The sequence below is a fragment of the Hyphomicrobiales bacterium genome (assembly GCA_016125495.1).
Classification (GTDB): Bacteria; Pseudomonadota; Alphaproteobacteria; order Rhizobiales; family RI-29; genus RI-29.
Genome location: WGLQ01000006.1, coordinates 49,286 through 68,613, shown reverse-complemented (window position 1 = coordinate 68,613; position 19,328 = coordinate 49,286). Strand labels below are relative to the sequence as shown.

Genomic DNA, 19,328 nt, shown 5'->3' with positions numbered 1-19,328 from the left:
GGTGCCAGGATCCTACTTGTCCCTTCCGGCGCGCTTTTGCATCCACCAGAGTTTCGCGTGCGCGCCGAGCGACATGAACGGCTCCGGGTAGAGGCGCGAGGGTCCGGGCTGCGCCAGGAGGAAATCGACCAGCCGGCCGCCGGCACCGCTCGCGAGATCGGCGATGGCGATCCCGCCGAGCGTGCCCTTGGTTGCGCCGAGGCCGTTGCAGCAGCAGGCCGAATAGACGCGCTCGGCAATCTCGCCGAAGGCGGGCGCATTGTTGAGCGAGAGGCAGAGATGTCCGCCCCAGCGGTACTCCATCGTAACGTCCGCAAGCATCGGAAAGCGCGCCTTGAAGGAGGCGTCGTGCTGGCGCCCGAAGCGCGCGATGTCGCGGGCCGTCGTGCTCATGCCCGGGTTCCACGTCGCCGAGTTGCGCACGAGGATCCGGTCCTCGTGGAGGCGACGGATGGTCGAGCCTCGCGGGTCGGCCGGTATGAGGGCCCAGGCCGGCTCGCCGCCGAGCGCGCGCACCTCGCCCGCCGTCAGCCGCCGCGTCATGCTGCCATAGAGGAAAATGTGCATGAGCTGCCGCGCAAAGAAGCCGAAGCTCTCGATGTGGCCGTTGACGGTGAGGATCAGCCGTGGCGCCGTGACGCGGCCCTTGGGCGTGTGGACGGTGTGTTCGCGCCCGGTCTCGAAGCGCAGAACGGGTGAATTTTCATGGAGGGTAACGTCCTTGCCGAGGCTGGCGGCGAGTGCCCGCACAAAGGCGGCCGGCTGGATGATCACCGCGCCGGGCATGTGGCTGCCACCGGCATAATAATCCGTTCCAGTGATGCGCTTCATATCGTCGGCATCGAGCTTGCTGTAGGGCTCTCCGAGTTCATCGAGATGGCGCTCGAAGCTGCGCAGCGTGCGGATGCCGTGGCCATCCGTTGCGCCGTGATACTTTCCGCACGCATCGAAGACGGACTTGGGCAGCCCGGCCTCCTCGGCGAAGGCGCGGGCGAAAGCGATCGCGGTTCGGTTGAGCGCGATCTCGGCGAGGTTGCGATCGCGCTCGCCGCCGTAGGCCTCGCTCGAAAGGTCGTGCGGCAGATCGATCATGAACCCGGAATTGCGCCCCGCCGCCCCCCAGCCGACGCGCTGGGCATCGATCAGCGCGATGCGCTCGCCCGGCCGGGAGCGGGTGAGCTGGCGGGCGGCGGCAAGCCCGGCAAAGCCAGCGCCGACGATGATCCAATCGGCCGTGCGCGCGCCCTCCAGCTCGAGCGCCGGTCCGGGCCTTTCCAGCATTTCGTACCAGCCCGAGCCGGCGAGATCGGACGGCTGGCGGCGGGCGATGTGTTGCGCCATTCAAGGGGCTCGCTGGTCAGTCGGCCGTCTGGCCGGCAGCGGGATCCTTGAGGTCGATCCAGATGGTCTTGAGTTCGGTGTACTGGTCATGCGCGTGGATGGACTTGTCGCGCCCGCCGAAGCCGGAGGTTTTGTAGCCGCCGAAGGGCGTCGAGGCATCGCCCTCGCCATAGCAGTTGACCGTCACGGTGCCCGCCTTGATGGCGCGCGCCATGCGGTGCGCCCGGCGGGCATTCGCCGTGAAGACCGAGGCGGTCAGTCCGTAGGAGGTGTCGTTGGCGACGGCAACCGCCTCCTCGGCGCTGGCGACTGTGATGATCGCAAGCACCGGTCCGAAAATCTCCTCACGCGCGATCGTCATCTCGGGGCGCACGCCATCGAAGATGGTCGGAGGGATGAAATACCCCTGGCCGTCCGCGGCGGGCTCGCCCCCGAGTGCCAGCCGGGCGCCTTCCGCCTTGCCCTTGCGGATGTAGCCGAGGATGCGGTCGTACTGCTCCTTGGAGACGATCGCCCCGAGCCGGTTGATGGGGTCGAGGGGATGGCCGGTCGGCCAAGCCTGCACCTTGTGCACGATCCGCTCGAGGAGCGCGTCCTTGACGTCCTTGTGCACGATGAGCCGCGAATTCGACGAGCAGTTCTCGCCCATGTTCCAGAAGACGGCCTGGGTCGCATGCGCGGCGACGACGTCGAGGTTCTCGGCGTCATCGAGCACGATGCAGGGGTTCTTGCCGCCGCATTCGAGCACGACGCGCTTCAGGTTGCTCTTGGCGGAATATTCCAGGAAGAGGCGGCCGACGTCGGTCGAGCCGGTGAAGGAGACCATGTCGATGTCGGGATGCAGCCCGATTTCGCGGCCGACGACCTCGCCGAGGCCGGGCACCACCTGGAATGCGCCGCCGGGAATGCCCGCTTCTCGTGCCAGTTCGGCGATCCGCAGCGCCGTCATGCTGGTCTGCTCGGCCGGTTTGACGATCACCGAATTGCCGGCCGCGAGCGCCGGGCCGAGCTTCCAGGCGAGCATGAGGATCGGAAAGTTCCACGGCAGCACGCAGCCGACGACGCCGACCGGCTCGCGCACGATCATGGCGACCGCGTCGTCGCCCGCGGGCGCCACCTGATCGTAGATCTTGTCGGCGGTTTCGGCATGCCACTCGAGGCAGTTCAAGGCCTCCGGGATGTCGATCGTCTCGACGTCGTTGATCGGTTTGCCGCTGTCGAGGCTCTCGAGCACCGCCAGTTCGTGCCGGTTGCGGCGGATCAGCTTGACGAGCGCGATCATCGCCTTCTTGCGCTCGCTCGGGTGGCGCCGAGACCAGGTTCCGGCCTCGAACGTTTCGCGCGCTTTCGTCACCGCAAGGTCGAGGTCGGCCTTGCCGCAGGCCGCGATCCGGTTGAGGAACGCGCCCGTCGCTGGGTTGATCGTCTCGAACGTGGCCCCCGATTGTGCCGGACGCGCCCGCCCGTCGATCACCGCGCCGGAGGGAAGCGGCATTGCGGCTGCGATCGCTTCGTACTCGTCACGCGTTAAGAGCAACGACATTGCTCGCCTCTCCGTTCTTCGTCTTGTCCGCGATGATGTGGCGCACGGCGGCCTTCACCGTGCGGATGGTGATCTCGGCCTCGCGCTTCTGGTCGTTGTCGAGGGCGCGCATCGGCTTGCGCACCGGTCCCGCCGGGAGCCCTGCCAGCTCGCAGCCGAACTTGATCGTCTGCACGAATTTCCCACCCTGCTCGAGCACGCGCATGAAGGGCAGCAGCGCCGACATGATCCGCCGCCCCTTGTCGAAATCCTTCTCGATGACGCAGGCGCGATAGAGCGCGATGTGCTCTTCCGGCAGGCAGTTGCCGCCGCCGCAGACCCAGCCCTTGGCACCCCAGGCGAAGAATTCGAGCGCCTGGTCGTCCATGCCACACATGAGGTCGATGCCGGGGTAGTCGCGTGCGAGCAAATGGAGCTGGTCGATGCTGCCGCTACTCTCCTTGATCGCGCAGAAGTTGGCGCTGCGGCCGACGCGGTCGAAGAATTCCTCCGCCATCAGGGTGCCCGTTCGTCCCGGATAATTGTAGAGCATGATCGGCAGGCCAGCGGCGCGGTCGATCGCGAGGGCGTGGTTGGCGAGTTCGAGCTGGGTCGGCACGGCATAGTAGGGCGAGCCGATCAGGATGCCGTCGGCCTTGGCTTCGCGCGCGGCGAGGGCATAGTCGATGCAGTCCTCGGTGCGGATGGCGCCGACGCCGACGATCATCGGCACGCGGCCGGCGATGATCTCCCCGCCGAGCCGCATGAGCGAAACCCGCTCCTCGCGCGATTGGGCGTAGTATTCACCGGTCGTGCCACCGACGATGATGCCGTCGACGCCGGCCGCGATCAAATGCTCGATCATCACGCCGAAGCCGGCCCTGTCGATCGACATGTCGGCGTTGAACGGCGTCGTCACCGGCGGGATGATGCCCTTGAAGCGCATTGGGTTTCCTCCTGTCGCCTCGACCGCTGCGCGAGCGCGGCCTCGATTGTCGCGTTCATTTCCTATGCAACCTGTCGCTTGCGCGGTCTCGCGTTGGCGTCCGACGGCATCGACTTCGGCGCGACGTAGATCTCCATGTTGCGTCGCGACAGTTCGAGATGCTCGTGCGTCAGCCGCGCCATCACCGCCTCGTCGCGTCCGGCGATGGCCTCGATGAACTCGTCGTGGTGCCGGCACGCCAGTTGGAGATTGGTCTCCGTCTGCGTGTCGGTCGGGTCGTAGAACGTGTGCCCGATCCGCGTATGGTCGATCAGCAGCCGGTCGTAGCTTGGTTTCAGGAACACATTGTTCGCCATGTCGCCGATGATGGCGTGAAAGCACCGGTTCTCGAGCGTCATCGCCTCGACGTCTCGCGCAGCGACGGCGGCGCGGAACCGCAGCTGGCAGGCTTCGAGTTCGGCGAGCTGAGCGGAGGCGAAATTCTTCACCGCAAGCCGGCCGACCGCTTCATAGACGATCGAAACCACGAGGAAGAATTCCCTGAGCGTCTCGAGGTTCATCGGGGCAACGCGCGCGCCGCGGTTCTCGCGCATCATCACATAGCCTTCCCCCTGGAGCCTTCGCAGTACCTCGCGCACAGGCGTGCGGGAAATGCCGTGCTCCGCGCTGAGGCTGGCCTCGTCGAGATCGTGCCCCGGAGGAAGCTCCAAGGTCAGGATCTTGCGCGTCAGAGTCTCATAGAGAGATGTCTTGCCACTTGTCATCGGCGAGAAACCCTTGCCGTCCCGGTCGAGGCATTCGCCGTCGATGCAACTCCCGCGGAACCGCAAGCGGCGCGCGGGAACCTCCCCCGGCTCTTCTTGCTGGTCGCGCATCCTGCAGTGGGCGCTGCGTCCCATGTGATCCGATGGCGCCCCTCTTCGAGCGGCAGCCAACATCCGATCATCTGGACGCCAGAATGTACACAATAAAAATACAACTTCAATATCGAAGTGCATACAATCGACACGCATCGACCGTCGCCGGCCAGCGGCAACGCGGCAGGGTGGCGATGCACATGTTCACAAGTCCCGCGAAACAGCGCAATGTGCTCGCCAATTGTCGTGGTCGGGTGGCTGGCACATCGCAGGCCACGGTTCGCGAACCGCAGGCGACGGGCGCGCCGGCCCCCTCGGGCGCGCACGAGAGAGGAGACGACTGCGATGTCCCGCAACGACCCACCGAGAACCGGCCATGTCGGGCCGCGCGGCGAGGTCCCTCGCTCGCAGGTGCCACGCTCCCAGGTCCCGCCGAGCGCGAGCCTTCGCTCGGTGCGCCGCTCGCCCTCCGACCCCGATCTGCCCGTCGAGGTCACCGCCCACGTCACCCGCACCACCGTGAGGCGTGGTGCGGCCGCCATGCTCGTCATGTTGATCGTGCTGGCGCTCTTCAATGCCAGCGCCCTCGAGCGCTACATCGCAAACTACAGTGGCTCGACGCTGGCCGAGGAACTGCTCGTGCAGGCGGGCCATTGGAGTGCCGCAATGGAGCGTATCGGCTTCGACGGGTCGCGCAACGTGGTCCGTGCGCGCATCGAGGAATTCCGGGCCCTGCGCTTCGGCGAAGCCGAAGGACAATAGCAGCGCGCTTCGGCGAAGCCGAAGGGCAATAGCAGCGCACTTGGGCGCAACTCGGTCGCAATGATCGACGAACGGTCGACAGACGATTTTCAGCCTGTCCGTCGACCGCCCCGATGCCTGCCGGGATCTCCGGTCTGGTGCTCCGGATCATGCGCCGTCAGTGTCTCTCACTTGCTGGCGATCGAGATCCGCTTTTCCGCCTTGACGGCCTCCGGACGTTTCGGGAGCGCAATTCTCAGGACGCCGCTCTCGAGCTTTGCCGCGATCTTTTCCTCGTCGATCGAGTCCGGCAGCCGGAACGAGCGCTGGAAGCTGCCGTAGCTGCGCTCGCTGAGATGGTAGTCGTCTTTCTTTTCCTCGCGTACGCCCTTTTTCTCGCCGCGGATCGTGAGCACGCCATCGCGCAGCGTCACGTCGATATCCTTCTCGGCGATGCCCGGCAACTCGGCTTCGACGACGATTTCCTTTTCGTCGTCACGGATATCGACGCTCGGCATCGTGCCGTTCGCGCGCGGAAAGTCTTGGAACACGGTGGGCATGGCGCCCCATCCGCGGCCGAGGAAGCTGTCGAAGACCCGGTCCATTTCCGCCCGCATGGCGGTGAAGGGGTCGACTGTTGCGCGAGCTGCAGGTGCAGCCGGCTCGGACTTCTTGATCTCTTGTGCCATGTGCTTGCTCTCTTGCGTTGTCGCTTTGGGAATTCGGCGCGCGCGGGGGGAGCGCGGCCTGCCATGATCATCGCGAGGAGGGGTCGCGGGGGCATTGATCCAGGTCAACCGCCGGGAGGACAGGCCTTCCGCCGACGCTCAGCGGATTCCGGTCGGCACCGGCCGGCGCCGCATTCCCGAGAGCGCATTGCCGGCGATCGCCGCCATCAGCAGGCCGCCACCCAGCATGGTGAAAAAGCCGCCGGACTCCCCGAGCAGCAGCCAGGCCCAGAGCACGCCGAGCGCCACCTCGCTCATCGAAAGGAGGGCCAGTTCACCGGCCGGCACGCTGCGCGAGCCGAGCGAATAGAGCGTCAGCCCTGCGCCCATCTGGAAGATGCCGAGCCCGAGGCTGAGCAGGAGGTCGTTCATCGAGAGCGCCAGGCCGATCCCGGAAGCCATGCAGAACGCCCCCGTCGCCACCAGCGAAAAGATCGCGCCGAGAAACACCGTCGCCAGGCTGTCGACATGCCGCTCCGACCGCAACGCCACCGTGAACACGGCGAACCCGAGCGCCGAGAGGGCGGCCATGAGGTTGCCCTCGAGATGGCCGATCGAAATTCCCTCGCCGACCATCATCGTGATGCCGAACAGGGCGAACGTGAGCGCGATCCAGGTCGCCATGCGCTGGCGCTCGCCGAGCACCACGCGCGCGATGATGGCGGCAAAGAACGGGGCCGAGGCGAAGAGGAAGAGTGCGTTGGCCACGGTTGTCAGCTGGATCGCGGCAACGCCGCCGGCCGAGGCGACCACCAGCGACAGCCCGCCGAGCACGGCGGCGCTGCTCGAACGGGCGACCTGCGCGAGCGGATTGCCGCCCGACTTGACCGCCATGATCACCAGCAGCACCGGCGCCAGCGCCAGGGAGCGGTAGAAGAGGATCTGCGCCGCCGTCGCCTCCTCCATGAAGCGGATGGTGACGCCCATGATCGACCAGCAGGTGCCGGCCAGCAGCACGAGCAGGACGCCCCTGCGATAGGATGCATCGGGCGCACCGGCATTCACGGCGATCGTCATGGTCTGGTCTTCTTCCCGTCGACTGGCCGGCCTCGGCGGGCACCGCCAGCCGCGCTCGAAGCCTCGAAACTAGCGCCTCTCGTGGTCTGCGTGCGCGTCCCGTTCCGACATTCCGAGAGTCGCCCGACAGGCATCCGCGCGAGCCACAGCGACCCGCCCATTCGGGCATTTGGCCGTGACATCCGCCGACATGTGTGCACATCTTGTGGCCACCTGAACAGAAGCTTGCAGGGAGGACAGGTATGCAGCTTGTAATGAGACTGGTGGCGGCCACGGCGATCGTTGCCATGAGTCAGCTGCCCGCGGCAGCCGAGCAGAAGTTCGTTTCGATCGGCACCGGCGGCGTCACCGGCGTCTACTATCCGGCTGGCGGTGCCATTTGCCGGCTGGTCAACAAGGACCGCAAGACCCACGGCATCCGCTGTTCGGCCGAATCGACGGGTGGCTCGGTCTACAACATCAACACGGTTCGCACCGGCGAGCTGGAGTTCGGCGTCGCCCAGTCCGACTGGCAGTATCATGCCTATCGCGGCACCTCGAAATTCCAGGAGCAGGGCGCCTTCGAGGGCCTGAGGGCGGTCTTTTCGATCCACCCGGAGCCCTTCACGCTGATCGTGCGTCCCGATTCCGGCATCGCCAAGTTCGAGGACATCAAGGGCAAGAAGGTCAACGTCGGCAATCCCGGCTCCGGTCAGCGCGCGACCATGGAAGTCGTCATGGAGGCCTTCGGCATCGCCATGTCCGATCTCTCGCTCGCGGCCGAACTGAAGGGTTCGGAGATGGCCCAGGCCCTCTGTGACGGCAAGATCGACGCGATGATCTACACGGTCGGCCACCCGGCGGCCGCGATCACCGAAGCGGCCACCACGTGCGCCGTCCAGCTCGTCGACGTGACGGGCGCCCCGATCGACAAGCTGATCGCCGAGAACGGCTACTACCGGTCCGCCACGATCCCGGGCGGCACCTACACCGGCAACCCGCAGGACGTGACGACCTTCGGCGTCGGCGCGACCTTGGTCAGTTCAGCCGATGTGCCGGAGGAAGTGGTCTATACGCTGGTGAAGGCCGTCTTCGACAACTTCGCGGACTTCAAGGGTCTCCATCCGGCGTTTTCGGCCCTCAAGGAGGCCGAGATGATCAAGGATGGTCTCTCGGTGCCTCTGCACCCGGGCGCCGCGCGCTACTACAAGGAGCGCGGCTGGATGTAATCCGTCGGCGGATGGCCGGGTTGCTGCCCGGCCATCCCTAGCGAGTTCGCCATGCTCGCCGGCTTCTGTTCGTCGGCGAGCAACCCCAATTCGTCCAACTTCGGAGTGCCCGATCGACGGGTTGCCGCCCAGCTCGGCCCGGCCTCCCGCGGCGGCGACTCTCGTGCATCCCTCCGGTGGTGAATCCGGCGCACGGGCTCGGGTCCTGAGCCAGCCATTGCGTCGGCTCTCGAGGGCCGGCCGCCTTCCAGCCATGAGTGACCGCGATGAGCCAAGCCGAGACCCGATCCATCGATGAGGCCGAACGCATCGCTTCCGAGGTCGACACGGGCGGACGTGAACCGCGCGGCCTGACCCGATCGGTCATTCTGGTCCTGGCATTCGTCTGGTCTCTCTTCCAGCTCTACATCGCATCGGCGGTTCCCTTCTGGCTGAGCGAGGCGACCGGCCTCAACGTCGTCTTCAACAACCAGGAGGCACGCCAGATCCACCTCGCCTTCGCGCTCGTTCTGGCGATGCTGGCCTATCCGCTTTTTCGCTCCAGTCCGCGCCAGCACGTTCCCTGGTACGACTGGCTGCTCGCGGCGGCTGGGGCGCTCTCGTGCCTTTATCTCTTCGTGCTGCGCGAGGAGATCGGGCGCCGTGCCGGCCTGCCGACCACGGCCGACCTCGCGATCTCGACGATCGGCATGATCTCGATCGCGATCGCGGTCTTTCGGTCCCTCGGTCTCCCGCTCGTCATCGTCGCTGGAGTTTTCGTCCTCTATGTCTTTTTCGGACACATGTCGTTCCTGCCGGAGGCGATCCAGTGGAAAGGGGCGTCCTTCGGCAAGGCGTTGTGGCATTTCTGGATGCAGACCGAGGGTGTCTTCGGCGTCGCGCTCGGCGTCTCGGCCTCGATGATCTTCCTCTTCGTGCTCTTTGGCGCGCTGCTCGAGAAGGCCGGCGCTGGCAACTACTTCATCAAGCTTGCGTTCGCGCTTCTCGGCCACTTGCGCGGCGGTCCCGCCAAGGCCGCCGTCGTCGCCTCGGCACTCTCGGGTGTGTATTCCGGCTCCTCGATCGCCAACGTCGTGACCACCGGGACTTTCACCATCCCCCTCATGAAGCGCACCGGATTCAAGGCGGAAAAAGCCGGTGCCGTCGAGGTTGCCTCCTCGACCAACGGCCAGCTCATGCCACCCGTCATGGGCGCGGCGGCGTTCCTCATTTCCGAGTTCACGGGCGTCGCCTATTCCGAACTCATCAAGCACGCCTTCCTGCCGGCGGTGATCTCCTACATCGCCCTCGTCTACATCGTGCACATCGAGGCGCTGAAGATGGGCCTCAAGGGCCTCGAGCGCCCGACCCCGCTCGGCACCCTCGCCGCGCGTCTTTCGAGCGTGCTCTTCGGCTTCCTCGCCATGATGGTCCTCGCCGTCGTGGTCTATTACGGGCTCGGTTGGATCAAGACGGCGGTGCCCGGCCTGACGCTCGCCACCGTCGCCATTCTTTTCCTCCTTGCCTATCTCGTCTGTCTCTGGCTCGCCGCCCGCCATCCCGATCTCGAGATGGATGATCCCAACGCCCCGCTGCTCGCCCTGCCGAGGCCTTGGGAGGTCGCCGTCACCGGCTTTCACTTCGTGCTGCCGATCGTCATCCTGCTCTGGTGCGTCCTGGTCGAGCGGCTGTCCCCGACCCTCTCGGCGTATTGGGCGGCGATGGCGATGATCTTCATCGTGTTGACGCAGCACAGCCTGAAGCGGATTCTGCGCGGCGAGGGCGGCCTTGCCATCGGGGTCCGCCAGGGGTGGTCGGATTTCGTTTCCGGCATGGTGGCCGGGGCCCGCAACATGATCGGCATCGGCGTTGCGACGGCCGTTGCCGGTGTCATCATCGGCACGGTCTCGCTCACCGGCGCCCATCAGGTGATCGGCGAGTTCGTCGAATACCTCTCCGGCGGCAGCCTCATGGCGATGTTGCTGCTGGTCGCCGTCATGAGCCTCGTGCTCGGCATGGGTCTGCCGACGACGGCCAACTACATTGTCGTCTCCTCGCTGATGGCGCCGGTGATCGTCTCCCTCGGCGCCCAGTCCGGTCTCATCGTACCACTCGTCGCGGTCCATCTCTTCGTCTTCTATTTCGGCATTCTCGCCGACGATACGCCGCCTGTCGGGCTTGCCGCATTCGCAGCCGCCGCCATCTCGGGGGGCGACCCGATCCGCACGGGCCTCCAGGGCTTTGCCTACGACATCCGCACCGCTCTCCTGCCCTTCCTCTTCATCTTCAACACCGATCTCCTCCTGATCGATGTCACGTTCTTGGAGGGCCTCGTCGTCTTCGTGGTTGCGACCGTTGCCATGATGGTGTTCGCGGCCGCGACGCAGGGCTACTTCTTCGCCCGCAGCCGCCTCTGGGAGACGCTCGCACTCCTGTTGGTCGCCTTCACGCTCTTTCGCCCGGGCTTCTGGCTCGACCAGATCGCCGCCCCCTTCGATGCCCGGCCGGGTGCCGAGGTCGTTCGCCTGGCGGGTGCGGCCGGCGCTGGTGAAAGCCTGCGCCTCGTGATCGAAGGCCCGGACTTCGACCGGCCCGACGAACAAACTACCAAGACCTTCATCGTCGCCCTCGGCGCGGCGGGGTCGGGCTCCGAACGGCTCGCCCAGGCCGGACTCCTGGTGCGCGAGGAAGCCGGCAAGGCGCTGCTCGACGAGCCGTTGCCCGGCTCGCGCTATTTCCAGTCGCTCCAGGGCTTCGACTTCTACGGCGACAACCCGGTCGAGATCACGCGCATCGAAACGCCGGCCGAGCGCATGCCGAGGCAGGTCTTCTACATTCCGGCCTTTCTGCTGCTCCTGATCGTGATTCTTGCGCAGCGCCGACGCCAGACCGTACCGGCATTCTGAACCGGACGGCATGGCTGGTCGGCCGATGCAACCACGTCAGAACGCTTGCTCTCTCGGGGATTCGGTGCTCGGATGCCGTCTTTCAGCCTGCGGTGGCGACGACGGGCCGCAACTTGAGGGCACTGTGTTACGAGCGGCGAGTGGCCGTGCCTGCTGAGAGGTGGGGCGATGGTGACGAAGTTCCGTGAGCTGAGCTACGCGAATCCGAAGGACCCCTGGTGGAAGCGCAAGATGGTCGAGACCATCGAGGCGCTGTCCGGCCGGCACCGATTCCTCCCGCTCTATCAGATCTGGCGCACCGAAATCGTCGGCCACTCCGATCGTGTGATGGGCGACCTTCTGAAGCTCATCAACGTCGAGCTGGCGATCAAGTCCGGTCACTGGCCGCCGGTCATCGCGCCCGACGTGCCCCTCGTCATCGTCGCCAACCACCCGTTCGGCATCGGCGACGGCATCGCCGCGCTCGCTATCGCCGAGCAGCTCGGCCGGCCCTACAAGGTCCTGCTCAACCGCGACCTCACCAAGGTGCCGGAGATCCTGCCCTATTCGCTCGCCGTCGACTTCGAGGAATCGAAGGAGGCGATGAAATTCAACATCGAAACCCGCAAGGAGGCGCTCGACCTCCTCGCCAAGGGCTGGACGATCGTGGTTTTCCCGGGCGGTGGCGTGGCGACGGCGCACACCCCCTGGGGCAAGGCCGAGGAGTTGCCCTGGAAGATGTTCACGGCGCGCATGATCATGTCGGCCAAGGCCGCCGTGCTGCCGGTCTACTTCGAGGGCCAGAACAGCTGGATCTTCCACCTCGTCAGCCGCTTCAGCCTCACACTTCGGCTCTCCCTGCTCGTTTCGGAATTCCGCCGCTTCGCCGGCTCGGTGTGCAAGGTTCGCATTGGCGACGTGGTCCCCTTCGACGAACTCACCCACAAGGACGACCGCAAGGAGCTGATGCAGGAGCTCTACGATCGCGTTCACGCGCTCGGCGAACTCGAGGTGACGAACGAGGTCGTCGAGGAGCGCGGCGGCCGCCGCCTCAAGACCATCAAGGCGATCCGCCGTATCCGCCGCAAGGCGAGCGAGTTGATCCCCGACCGCGAGGACATCAAGCGCAAGGCCAGGGACCAGGTCGAAAAGGTCAAGCGCTTGAAGGAAAAAGCGGTCGACGCCATTCCGGAACGCCACGAAGTCGCCGACCGCATCCAGCGCGGCGTGCGCCGCATCAAGGGCAAGAGTGACGGTGGTGACGACCGCGACGCGGCGTGACACCACCCTCGCCAAGCGTGCCAACTAGGCAGCGAGTCCCACCCCGACGTACGTCACCCGGCCGTCACGCGTCACCTTGACGGCACCGAGCAGGGGCGCCTTGGCGCTGAGCGACCTCCAGAACGCGAGTTGCGGAACCGGATTGAGCCCCCTGGCCGAGCATGTCGTTCGATAGGCCGCCAGGGCATCGATGGCCGTGACCGCGTTTCCGGGGGCCTGTCGGAGAGCCGTGCCGATGAATTCCTCCGGCTCCAGGCAATTGGCGACGGTGCGCTTTCGTATGATCTCGGATTCCTCCAGCGAGCGCACCACCCGCCCGCCCTGTGCTGCGCTCGGGATGACGACATTCGATCCGGTGCGCTCGCCGAGGTCCGAACCGGCGGCCGAGTGGTTCGCATAGGTCGCCCAACTCGGCGCATAGTCCTCGGCCTGATCGCCCCAGACGGTCCAGCCCGCCCGCGGGCCGCGAGCAAACAGCTCCAGGAATGGCCCTTGGCTGCACGCCTCGATCAGGTCGTAGAGTTCGTCGGGCTTGCGAGAGTGCTCCCGCTTCTGGGTCTTGATGATGTTGACTTGCCGTCGTCCGGCTTGGCGAGTGCGAGCGTTCTTGCCGCGCACGCCGAACAGCACCAGTTCGGTCGTGTTGCGAAAGTAGAAGCCGACACCGCGCCCATCCGGACCGCCGTCCTTCCTGATCTTGTGCCAGACGATGTTGCTCTTGTAGTCGAAGCCCCACGCGGCCATGACGCGCAACCCCTCGGGCAGGAGGGCGTTGGGAACCCAGAGGTAGAGATGTGCCGGGGTATCGGCTATGTCGGCGACCGGCATCGCCAGCACTTCGTCGAGACTCATCGTGCCGTAGCGCGACAAGCGACGGTGCTCGGGCGCTATCTTTCCGGTTCGGTTCTGGAACTGCCACGGCGGATCGGCGAGCACCGTCCTGAAGCTTGAGCGCGGAATCGTTTCGAGCATGGCAGCCTCCACCGATCAGCCCCCAGACTGGCGGCGAGTCGCCGTTCGCACAACGCGATTGCCGGCCCTGCCCTCCGTTTCCTGGGCACCTTTCGCTTGCGCCGCCTCACTCACCCGTGACCGCCCGCCGCATTGCCGCCCAGGTTCGTTCAACCACCATTCAGCCCGCAGGCGGCAGAACTGACTTCACGTTGAGACGAGGTGGCGCGCCGAGCCGCAAGGCCCCCCTCCCCGTCTCGATCCAACAGGAGGTCAGCACATGTCGAAGCCCATCACCACCCTTGCACTCGCCGCATTCGTTGCCGCTGGTGGCGCCCTCGCCACTGTCGCCACGGCCGAGGCCAGGCCCCGCCACGACCTGCGGCCCGATCTCGTGATCCAGTCGGTCGAACTCTATTCGACCGATCGCTGCAACGCCCTCTCGCCCGCCATCGTGGGTGACGTCGTCATCAAGAACCGTGGCCATACCCGTTCCAAGGCCCTCTGGATTTCGCCGATCCTGCGCGTCCAGGACCTCGCGGACGCCGGCTTCAAGGATGCCGAGGTTCGCATCAAGGCGCTCGATCCGGGCGAATCCATCTCGATCCGGGTCAACATCGGGACCCTGCGCAGCAAGGTCGACTACGATGGCTCGCGGCGCCTGCGCGTCATCGCCGATCCGCGCAACCGGATCGAGGAGGCCAACGAGTTGAACAACGCGCTGACGGTGCGCGTGCGCACGCGCTGCACGTGACAGCGATCGCCAGACCTGATCGCCAGACCTGATCGCAAGGCATGATCGACGAGGCCCCGTCGCCCCCGAGGCGCGACGGGGCCTCATCGTCGCTGGTCTGTATCATCCAATGTCCGGGGCGGCGCGACCTGCCGGCGCCCGCCCCGCCACCTTGCTTCGCGCGTCCCCCCGGTCTCAAATGCAAGCTCGCGAACCGCAAGGTGCCCCCGATGTCCATCCTCATCGTCGCATTGGTCGTCGTGCTGCTCGTCGTCGTTCTGACAGCGGGCCGCACGCGCCGGGTGCGTGAGCCGCGAGCCGAGGACGAGAAAACGCCGGATCGCACCGCGTCGCAGCCGGACGGGACGGTCGTGCCCGGCGAGCCGTTGGACGGTAACGGCGCCGTCGCGAACGGCGGAGGCGTGGGCTTCGAGGTCGGCAATGGCGCGCCGGCGGTCGCAAGACCGGTCGCCGCGAGGCCCGGGCCACGGCGCGAGCGCCAGATCGACGAGATCCAGATTCCGGGCGACGGGGATGAGGCGCCAGGCAAGCCCGACGAGGTTCCATCGCCGGGGGAGCCCGACGAGCAGCCCCTGCCTGCTCGCACGAAGGCCCAGCACGCCGAAACCGCTCTCGAGCGGGCCGAGCGCCTCGGCGACTCACCGACCCTCGCGCGTCTCCTCATCGAGCAGGGTGAGGAATATCTGGCGGGTGGCCAACTGGTACCGGCCCGAGACGCCCTCCAGCGCGCCCTCGTCGTGTGCCACGCTCTCCGTGACCCCGAACTCGAGGCCCTCGCCCGCCTCAATCTCGGCGATCTCGCCGAGCGCGATGGTGATCTGACCAGCGCATGCGAGCATTGGCAACTCGCCCGCCGCCTGTTTTCCGGTGCCGGCCGACCCGACGCCGAGCGGATCGCCGATGCGCGCATGCGCCGCGTACAATGCCCGACGGACTGGGTGTTGGACGATTTCTAGGTTCCGGATCGGCGCCGTGATGCGCGTGGCCGTGTTTCCTGCCCGGCTTGCGGCGCTCACTGGCTGGCGACGACCTCGACCTCGCCGACGGCATCGGCAGCGACCGTGAAGGTGCGCTGATAACTCTGCTCGCCACGGATCGCGGTCACGGTATAGCTCCCGGGCGCAAGGATGTGCGTGGGTAGTGCCCCGGCCGTTTCCTTGACGAGTTCACCGGCCGCATCGACGATCCGCCACCGGGTATCGGCGAGCGCTTCGCCTCCCGGAGTCTGCACCAGCTTGAATGTGATCCGTCCGCCGTTGTGTGAGAACGTGACCTCCGTCAGCTTACCGGCCTCGACCGAAACGTCGGCGGCGACGGTGGCGTTGGCATCCCCGAGCCTGCTGACCACGTGATAGAGTCCGGAGTTGAGCCTGACGATCAGCCCACCGGCGACGTCGGAGAGCAACAGCGGCCGTTCACCCGACTGGTTGCGCTCGTCGAGGTAGACATCGAACGTCATGCGCCGTTCGCGGATCGGCTTTCCGTCGGTGGCGACCGCGTTGACCCGCAAGCCACCGGCATTGAGTACGAGTTCGAGTTCCAGTGGGCTGCCGTCCGCGAGCGCGACCTTCAGTGGCTTGGTCACGTGTGCCCGCCCATAGGAAGCATTCACCAGGTAGTCGCCCGGCGGAAGAGCGAACCGTGGGGTCGCTTCCTTGGCCGTCGCCACCAGATTGAGCGCACTGGCATTGCTGCCAGCCGAAAACACCCGCCAGACGAGGCCGGAAGGAATCTGCGGCCCGCCTTCGTTGAGGATCGCGCGCAATTGCAGGGTGCGGGCCGGCGCTGCCGCTGGCGTGGCGGGGGCCTGCGGAACCGGCTCGGTTGCGGTCTGATTGGTGCGCACGTCCCAGTTGGCCGCCGCGCTCTTGGGCGGCGCAACGACGGCCGTGCCCCATGCGGCACTGGCCGCGCTTTCGTCGTCTCGGCGCGCCAGCGCGCGCGTGAAAACCGCATTGAGCGCGGCGGCGAGTTCGCTCTGCGTGCCAGCTGCCCGATAGAGGCCACCTGTCGCCCGAGCAATGCAGGCGAGGGCGGTATTGTCCGCGCCTCCGCTCGGAAATGCGATCGTATGAACCTCGAGGCCAGGATGGTCCCGCGCCAGTTCATCGGACACGGCGCAGGGCGTCGGCGAGCACGAATCGGCCCCCGTCCCGATCACGATGAGACTGCGTGATCCGGCGGCTTCCCCCCCGAGCCGCCTTGCAGCCGCCAGCAGCGCCGGCGTCAGCGCCGCCTGCCCCGCCGGCCGCAGCGCACTGACGGGCTTGGCGAATGCAAGCGCCTCGAGCGGCCCGACCGGGCGCATCGTGCGCGGTTCGGTGCAGGCGTCCTGCCCCATCACGTCGAGCCCCATGTCGATGGAGCCGTCGAACGTCACGAAATTCGCCGCCAGCGCGTTGCCCATGGCAACGAAGGCGCGCACGCCCGAAAGATCGTTCGCCATGCTCTCGCTGGACTCGATGACGAGGATCGCGCGGGCCCTCTCGGTCGCAACCTGCGCGGCGAGCGGGCCGGCGACAGTGCCGAGCGCGACCACGGCTGCGATCAGGCCAACCAGGATGGCGGCGCCGAGCTTCGCCGATGGACGCAGTTGTGCCGTCCCGGTGGCTCCGGCGCGATGCTCTGATTGGTCTGAGGGGTGCGCTGTCACGGAGTTTCGGCCGGGTTGAAGTTGTTCCATTGGCTGGCGTTCGTCGGCCGCCTCGACTGCGCTGCGACTGCAGCCTCGTGCCGCCCCGCCCCCGACCGCCTCCGCCATGGCTGGCAGCCGAGATGGTTCGGGTCGCGATTCGCCAGCCAGTGCCGGCTCGGCATGCCAGTCCGGGATGGCGAAATCACGTCCGCAAGAGCCTGCCAGATTCCTCCTTCGCGTGCATTGCCCGTGTTTGCGGGACTTGCTGCCGTAAGGCCCGACCGTCCGGTTGCGATCATCGCCAAGTCAGGGCGATCTCCTTGGCTTCGCCGGCGGCCACCGTGATGTCCGCGGTCACCGCCCGGTCACGGTGCTCGGCCGTGACAGTGTACCGGCCGGGCGCCAGGAACGCCCGTGGCTCGAGGCTACCCGATTGCCAGACGGGACGGCCCTGCGCATCGACGACGCGCCAGTAGACGTCCCGGACGATCTTGAGGCCGTTGGGGTCGCTGAGCGCAAGGGCTACCTCGCCGGCTTCATAGACGAGCGTGATGTCGGCATGGTCACCCGGGCCGAGCCGGACGCTCGTCGTCGCCAGCGCATTGCCCGGCGTCAGTGTTCCGACGATCCGGTAGCGTCCGGGTGTGAGCTCGAGGGTCGCCTTCGGTCGCGCCGTGGTCAGCACGGGCGTGAACGTTTCGCCATCGGTGGCCTCACCCTCGCGGTAGACCCGATATGTCACGCCCGTGACGAGGGGAGCGCCTTCACTTCCGAGGCGGGCGGCAGCGTCGATGGTCGCCGCGGCCAGTTCGAGGCGCCGCCGCGTCACTTGGCCCGGCTGGACGGTGAAGGTCCGGCGCACCTGCGCGAGGCCGCGCGTCGCCGTCACGTGATAGACATTGGCGGGAAGGGTGAAGACCGGGCTCGGCGCCGCCGATCGTGCCACTTCGCGCCGTCCGCTCGCCGCGCCCGGATCGTCTTCCTCGACGATGAAGAGGACATTTCCAAGGGTTCCGCCATTGCCGTCGTCCGCACTGACGGCGAGCGCCCCGACATAGAGGTAGAGTTCGACGTGCCGATCGTCGCCCGGCGACAGACTGACCGTGGTCTCGGTGCGTGAGAGGCCGTATTGGGCACTCACCTGATAGGAGCCCGGTGGCAGGACGTATTGCGGTTGAACCTCGCGGCTCATGGTGAAAATTTCGCTCGTCTCGCTGTCCGGCGCGCCGTGGAGGGTAAAGAAGACACCGTCGAGCAGCGGGCTGCCCGGGTTGGCGTGTGCAACCAGCGCCAGTTTTGCCGCCTCGATCGCCGCCTCGATACGCGTATCGCCGAGTTCCGCGACCTCCACCTCGATGCCGGCGGTCGCAAGGCCATGACCGATCTCGACACGGTAGCGCCCGGGGGGCGCATCGAGCACCGGGTTGATGGCCGTGCCGGCGAAGAGCACGTCGCTGTCGGGGCCCTGATCGGCTCCGTTCCGCCGCGAGCCGGCCGGCGCGGCTTGGTTCGCCTGCCGGCCGAGCCGTCTCGCTTCCACCATCCGCTCACGGGTTTCCTGGTCGAGCGCCACGACACGCCATTGCACCGGCTCGTCGATCGGCATGTTGTCGGGGGCAAGCACGGCCGACAGCACGAGACGGGGCGGACCCGTTGGCCGTGCTGGCGGTGTGACGGGAACGGCGACCGGGCGAACCTCGTCTTGCGGTGACTTCAGGACCCGGTCGAGCCCTTCCTCGAGATCGCCGCGCGAGCGCACCACCGTCAGCCGGCTGCGCTCGCCACGTCCGAAACAGGCGAGGCCTTCGAGTTCGGCGTCCTTGGGGTTGAGCGCTAGCGCTTCTATGCGCAGCCCCGCGCGCTGCTCGAGCAGCTCGCTGGCCGTTTCGCAGGGGTCGCGCTTGCAATTCTCGAAGCCATCGACAACCAGCAGGATCAGCTCGCTGCGTGGCCCCTGGGCGTCGTCGCCATCGCCACCGGCTGTGGCCGTTTCCTCGCCGATCGCCCCTCGGTCTTCGAGCGCCTGCCCGGCCACATCGAGCGCTGTCGCGAGTGGCGTTCTGCCGCGCGGGCTGACGCCTGCCAGCAGCTGGCCGAGTTCGTCGGCGCCCCCCGGGGCGATCGGGCGCAGCAATTCGGCATCGCTGCAGTCGGACTTGCGCCGGTGACCAAAGGCAACCAGTCCGAGATCCAGCCGGCGGGCCGCGGCGGGAAGGCGCTCGATGATCGAGGCCCGCGCGGCCCCGACTTTGTTCACGCCGTCCAACTCACCCCACATCGAGCCGGAGCCATCGAAAACGATCACGGTCGCCGGTCGGCTCTGGTCCCGCTGAGCTTGGGCCGGGGTTCCGGACACGACCGACGAGGCCGCCACCAAGCCCCATGCGAGCAGCAGGCCAGTCGCCCGGCGCCAGCCGAACCGTGGCGATCGAGCGCGACGGCAGTTGCGGGCAGGGGCGGGTGCCCTGCGGTCTGGCTCGAGG

The 19,328-nt window shown here is 66.9% G+C and carries 15 protein-coding genes; 6 read left to right on the top strand and 9 right to left on the bottom strand.

Annotation, left to right across the window (positions count from 1 at the left end; translation table 11 throughout):
• Positions 1-12 precede the first annotated feature (12 nt).
• From GC150_05375 to GC150_05360, 4 genes are all read right to left on the bottom strand, one after another.
• Positions 13-1,341: an FAD-dependent oxidoreductase gene (locus GC150_05375; GenBank protein MBI1384321.1), complete on the bottom strand. Its 1,329-nt coding sequence runs from the start codon at positions 1,339-1,341 to the stop codon at positions 13-15.
• A 16-nt stretch (positions 1,342-1,357) separates the two neighbouring features.
• Entirely contained in the window at positions 1,358-2,884 is a 1,527-nt protein-coding gene (locus GC150_05370) for an aldehyde dehydrogenase family protein (GenBank protein MBI1384320.1), read from the bottom strand.
• Positions 2,862-3,809 (bottom strand): dihydrodipicolinate synthase family protein, encoded by a 948-nt coding sequence (locus GC150_05365; GenBank protein MBI1384319.1) that lies wholly within the window; start codon positions 3,807-3,809, stop codon positions 2,862-2,864. The genes GC150_05370 and GC150_05365 overlap by 23 nt, the downstream gene beginning before the upstream one ends.
• A 62-nt stretch (positions 3,810-3,871) precedes the next feature.
• The gene (locus tag GC150_05360) at positions 3,872-4,573 is read right to left on the bottom strand and encodes an FCD domain-containing protein (protein MBI1384318.1); all 702 of its coding nucleotides are present in this window, start codon (positions 4,571-4,573) and stop codon (positions 3,872-3,874) included.
• Between the two features lie 438 nt (positions 4,574-5,011).
• Here GC150_05360 and GC150_05355 point away from each other — a divergent pair, with 438 nt between their 5' ends.
• Positions 5,012-5,428, top strand: coding sequence for a hypothetical protein (locus GC150_05355; GenBank protein MBI1384317.1), 417 nt, complete (start codon positions 5,012-5,014; stop codon positions 5,426-5,428).
• 167 nt (positions 5,429-5,595) lie between these two features.
• Here GC150_05355 and GC150_05350 read toward each other — a convergent pair whose 3' ends face one another.
• On the bottom strand, positions 5,596-6,096 hold the full coding sequence (locus tag GC150_05350) for an Hsp20 family protein (GenBank protein MBI1384316.1): 501 nt from the start codon (positions 6,094-6,096) through the stop codon (positions 5,596-5,598).
• Positions 6,097-6,234: 138 nt separating this feature from the next.
• Positions 6,235-7,152, bottom strand: coding sequence for an EamA family transporter (locus GC150_05345; GenBank protein MBI1384315.1), 918 nt, complete (start codon positions 7,150-7,152; stop codon positions 6,235-6,237).
• Positions 7,153-7,406: 254 nt separating this feature from the next.
• On the opposite strand from GC150_05345, the gene GC150_05340 reads away from it, so the two are divergent.
• The 3 genes from GC150_05340 (at position 7,407) to GC150_05330 (ending at position 12,505) form a co-directional block, all read left to right on the top strand.
• Entirely contained in the window at positions 7,407-8,360 is a 954-nt protein-coding gene (locus tag GC150_05340; GenBank protein ID MBI1384314.1) for a TAXI family TRAP transporter solute-binding subunit, read from the top strand.
• A gap of 266 nt (positions 8,361-8,626) precedes the next feature.
• Positions 8,627-11,245: a TRAP transporter fused permease subunit gene (locus GC150_05335; GenBank protein MBI1384313.1), complete on the top strand. Its 2,619-nt coding sequence runs from the start codon at positions 8,627-8,629 to the stop codon at positions 11,243-11,245.
• Positions 11,246-11,413: 168 nt separating this feature from the next.
• Positions 11,414-12,505 (top strand): glycerol acyltransferase, encoded by a 1,092-nt coding sequence (locus GC150_05330; protein MBI1384312.1) that lies wholly within the window; start codon positions 11,414-11,416, stop codon positions 12,503-12,505.
• Positions 12,506-12,529: 24 nt separating this feature from the next.
• Here the strand turns inward: GC150_05330 and GC150_05325 are convergent, their stop codons facing one another.
• The gene (locus GC150_05325; protein ID MBI1384311.1) at positions 12,530-13,477 is read right to left on the bottom strand and encodes a hypothetical protein; all 948 of its coding nucleotides are present in this window, start codon (positions 13,475-13,477) and stop codon (positions 12,530-12,532) included.
• A gap of 259 nt (positions 13,478-13,736) precedes the next feature.
• Here GC150_05325 and GC150_05320 point away from each other — a divergent pair, with 259 nt between their 5' ends.
• Both GC150_05320 and GC150_05315 read left to right on the top strand, forming a co-directional pair.
• Positions 13,737-14,210 carry a hypothetical protein gene (locus GC150_05320; protein MBI1384310.1) on the top strand — a complete coding sequence of 158 codons (474 nt, stop codon included), beginning with the start codon at positions 13,737-13,739 and terminating at the stop codon, positions 14,208-14,210.
• A 209-nt stretch (positions 14,211-14,419) separates the two neighbouring features.
• The gene (locus GC150_05315; protein MBI1384309.1) at positions 14,420-15,166 is read left to right on the top strand and encodes a hypothetical protein; all 747 of its coding nucleotides are present in this window, start codon (positions 14,420-14,422) and stop codon (positions 15,164-15,166) included.
• Between the two features lie 56 nt (positions 15,167-15,222).
• On the opposite strand, the gene GC150_05310 is transcribed toward GC150_05315, so the two are convergent.
• Together GC150_05310 and GC150_05305 are read right to left on the bottom strand one after the other, a co-directional pair.
• Positions 15,223-16,893: a hypothetical protein gene (locus GC150_05310; protein ID MBI1384308.1), complete on the bottom strand. Its 1,671-nt coding sequence runs from the start codon at positions 16,891-16,893 to the stop codon at positions 15,223-15,225.
• 247 nt (positions 16,894-17,140) lie between these two features.
• On the bottom strand, positions 17,141-19,150 hold the full coding sequence (locus GC150_05305; GenBank protein MBI1384307.1) for a hypothetical protein: 2,010 nt from the start codon (positions 19,148-19,150) through the stop codon (positions 17,141-17,143).
• Between the last annotated feature and the right edge of the window lie 178 nt (positions 19,151-19,328).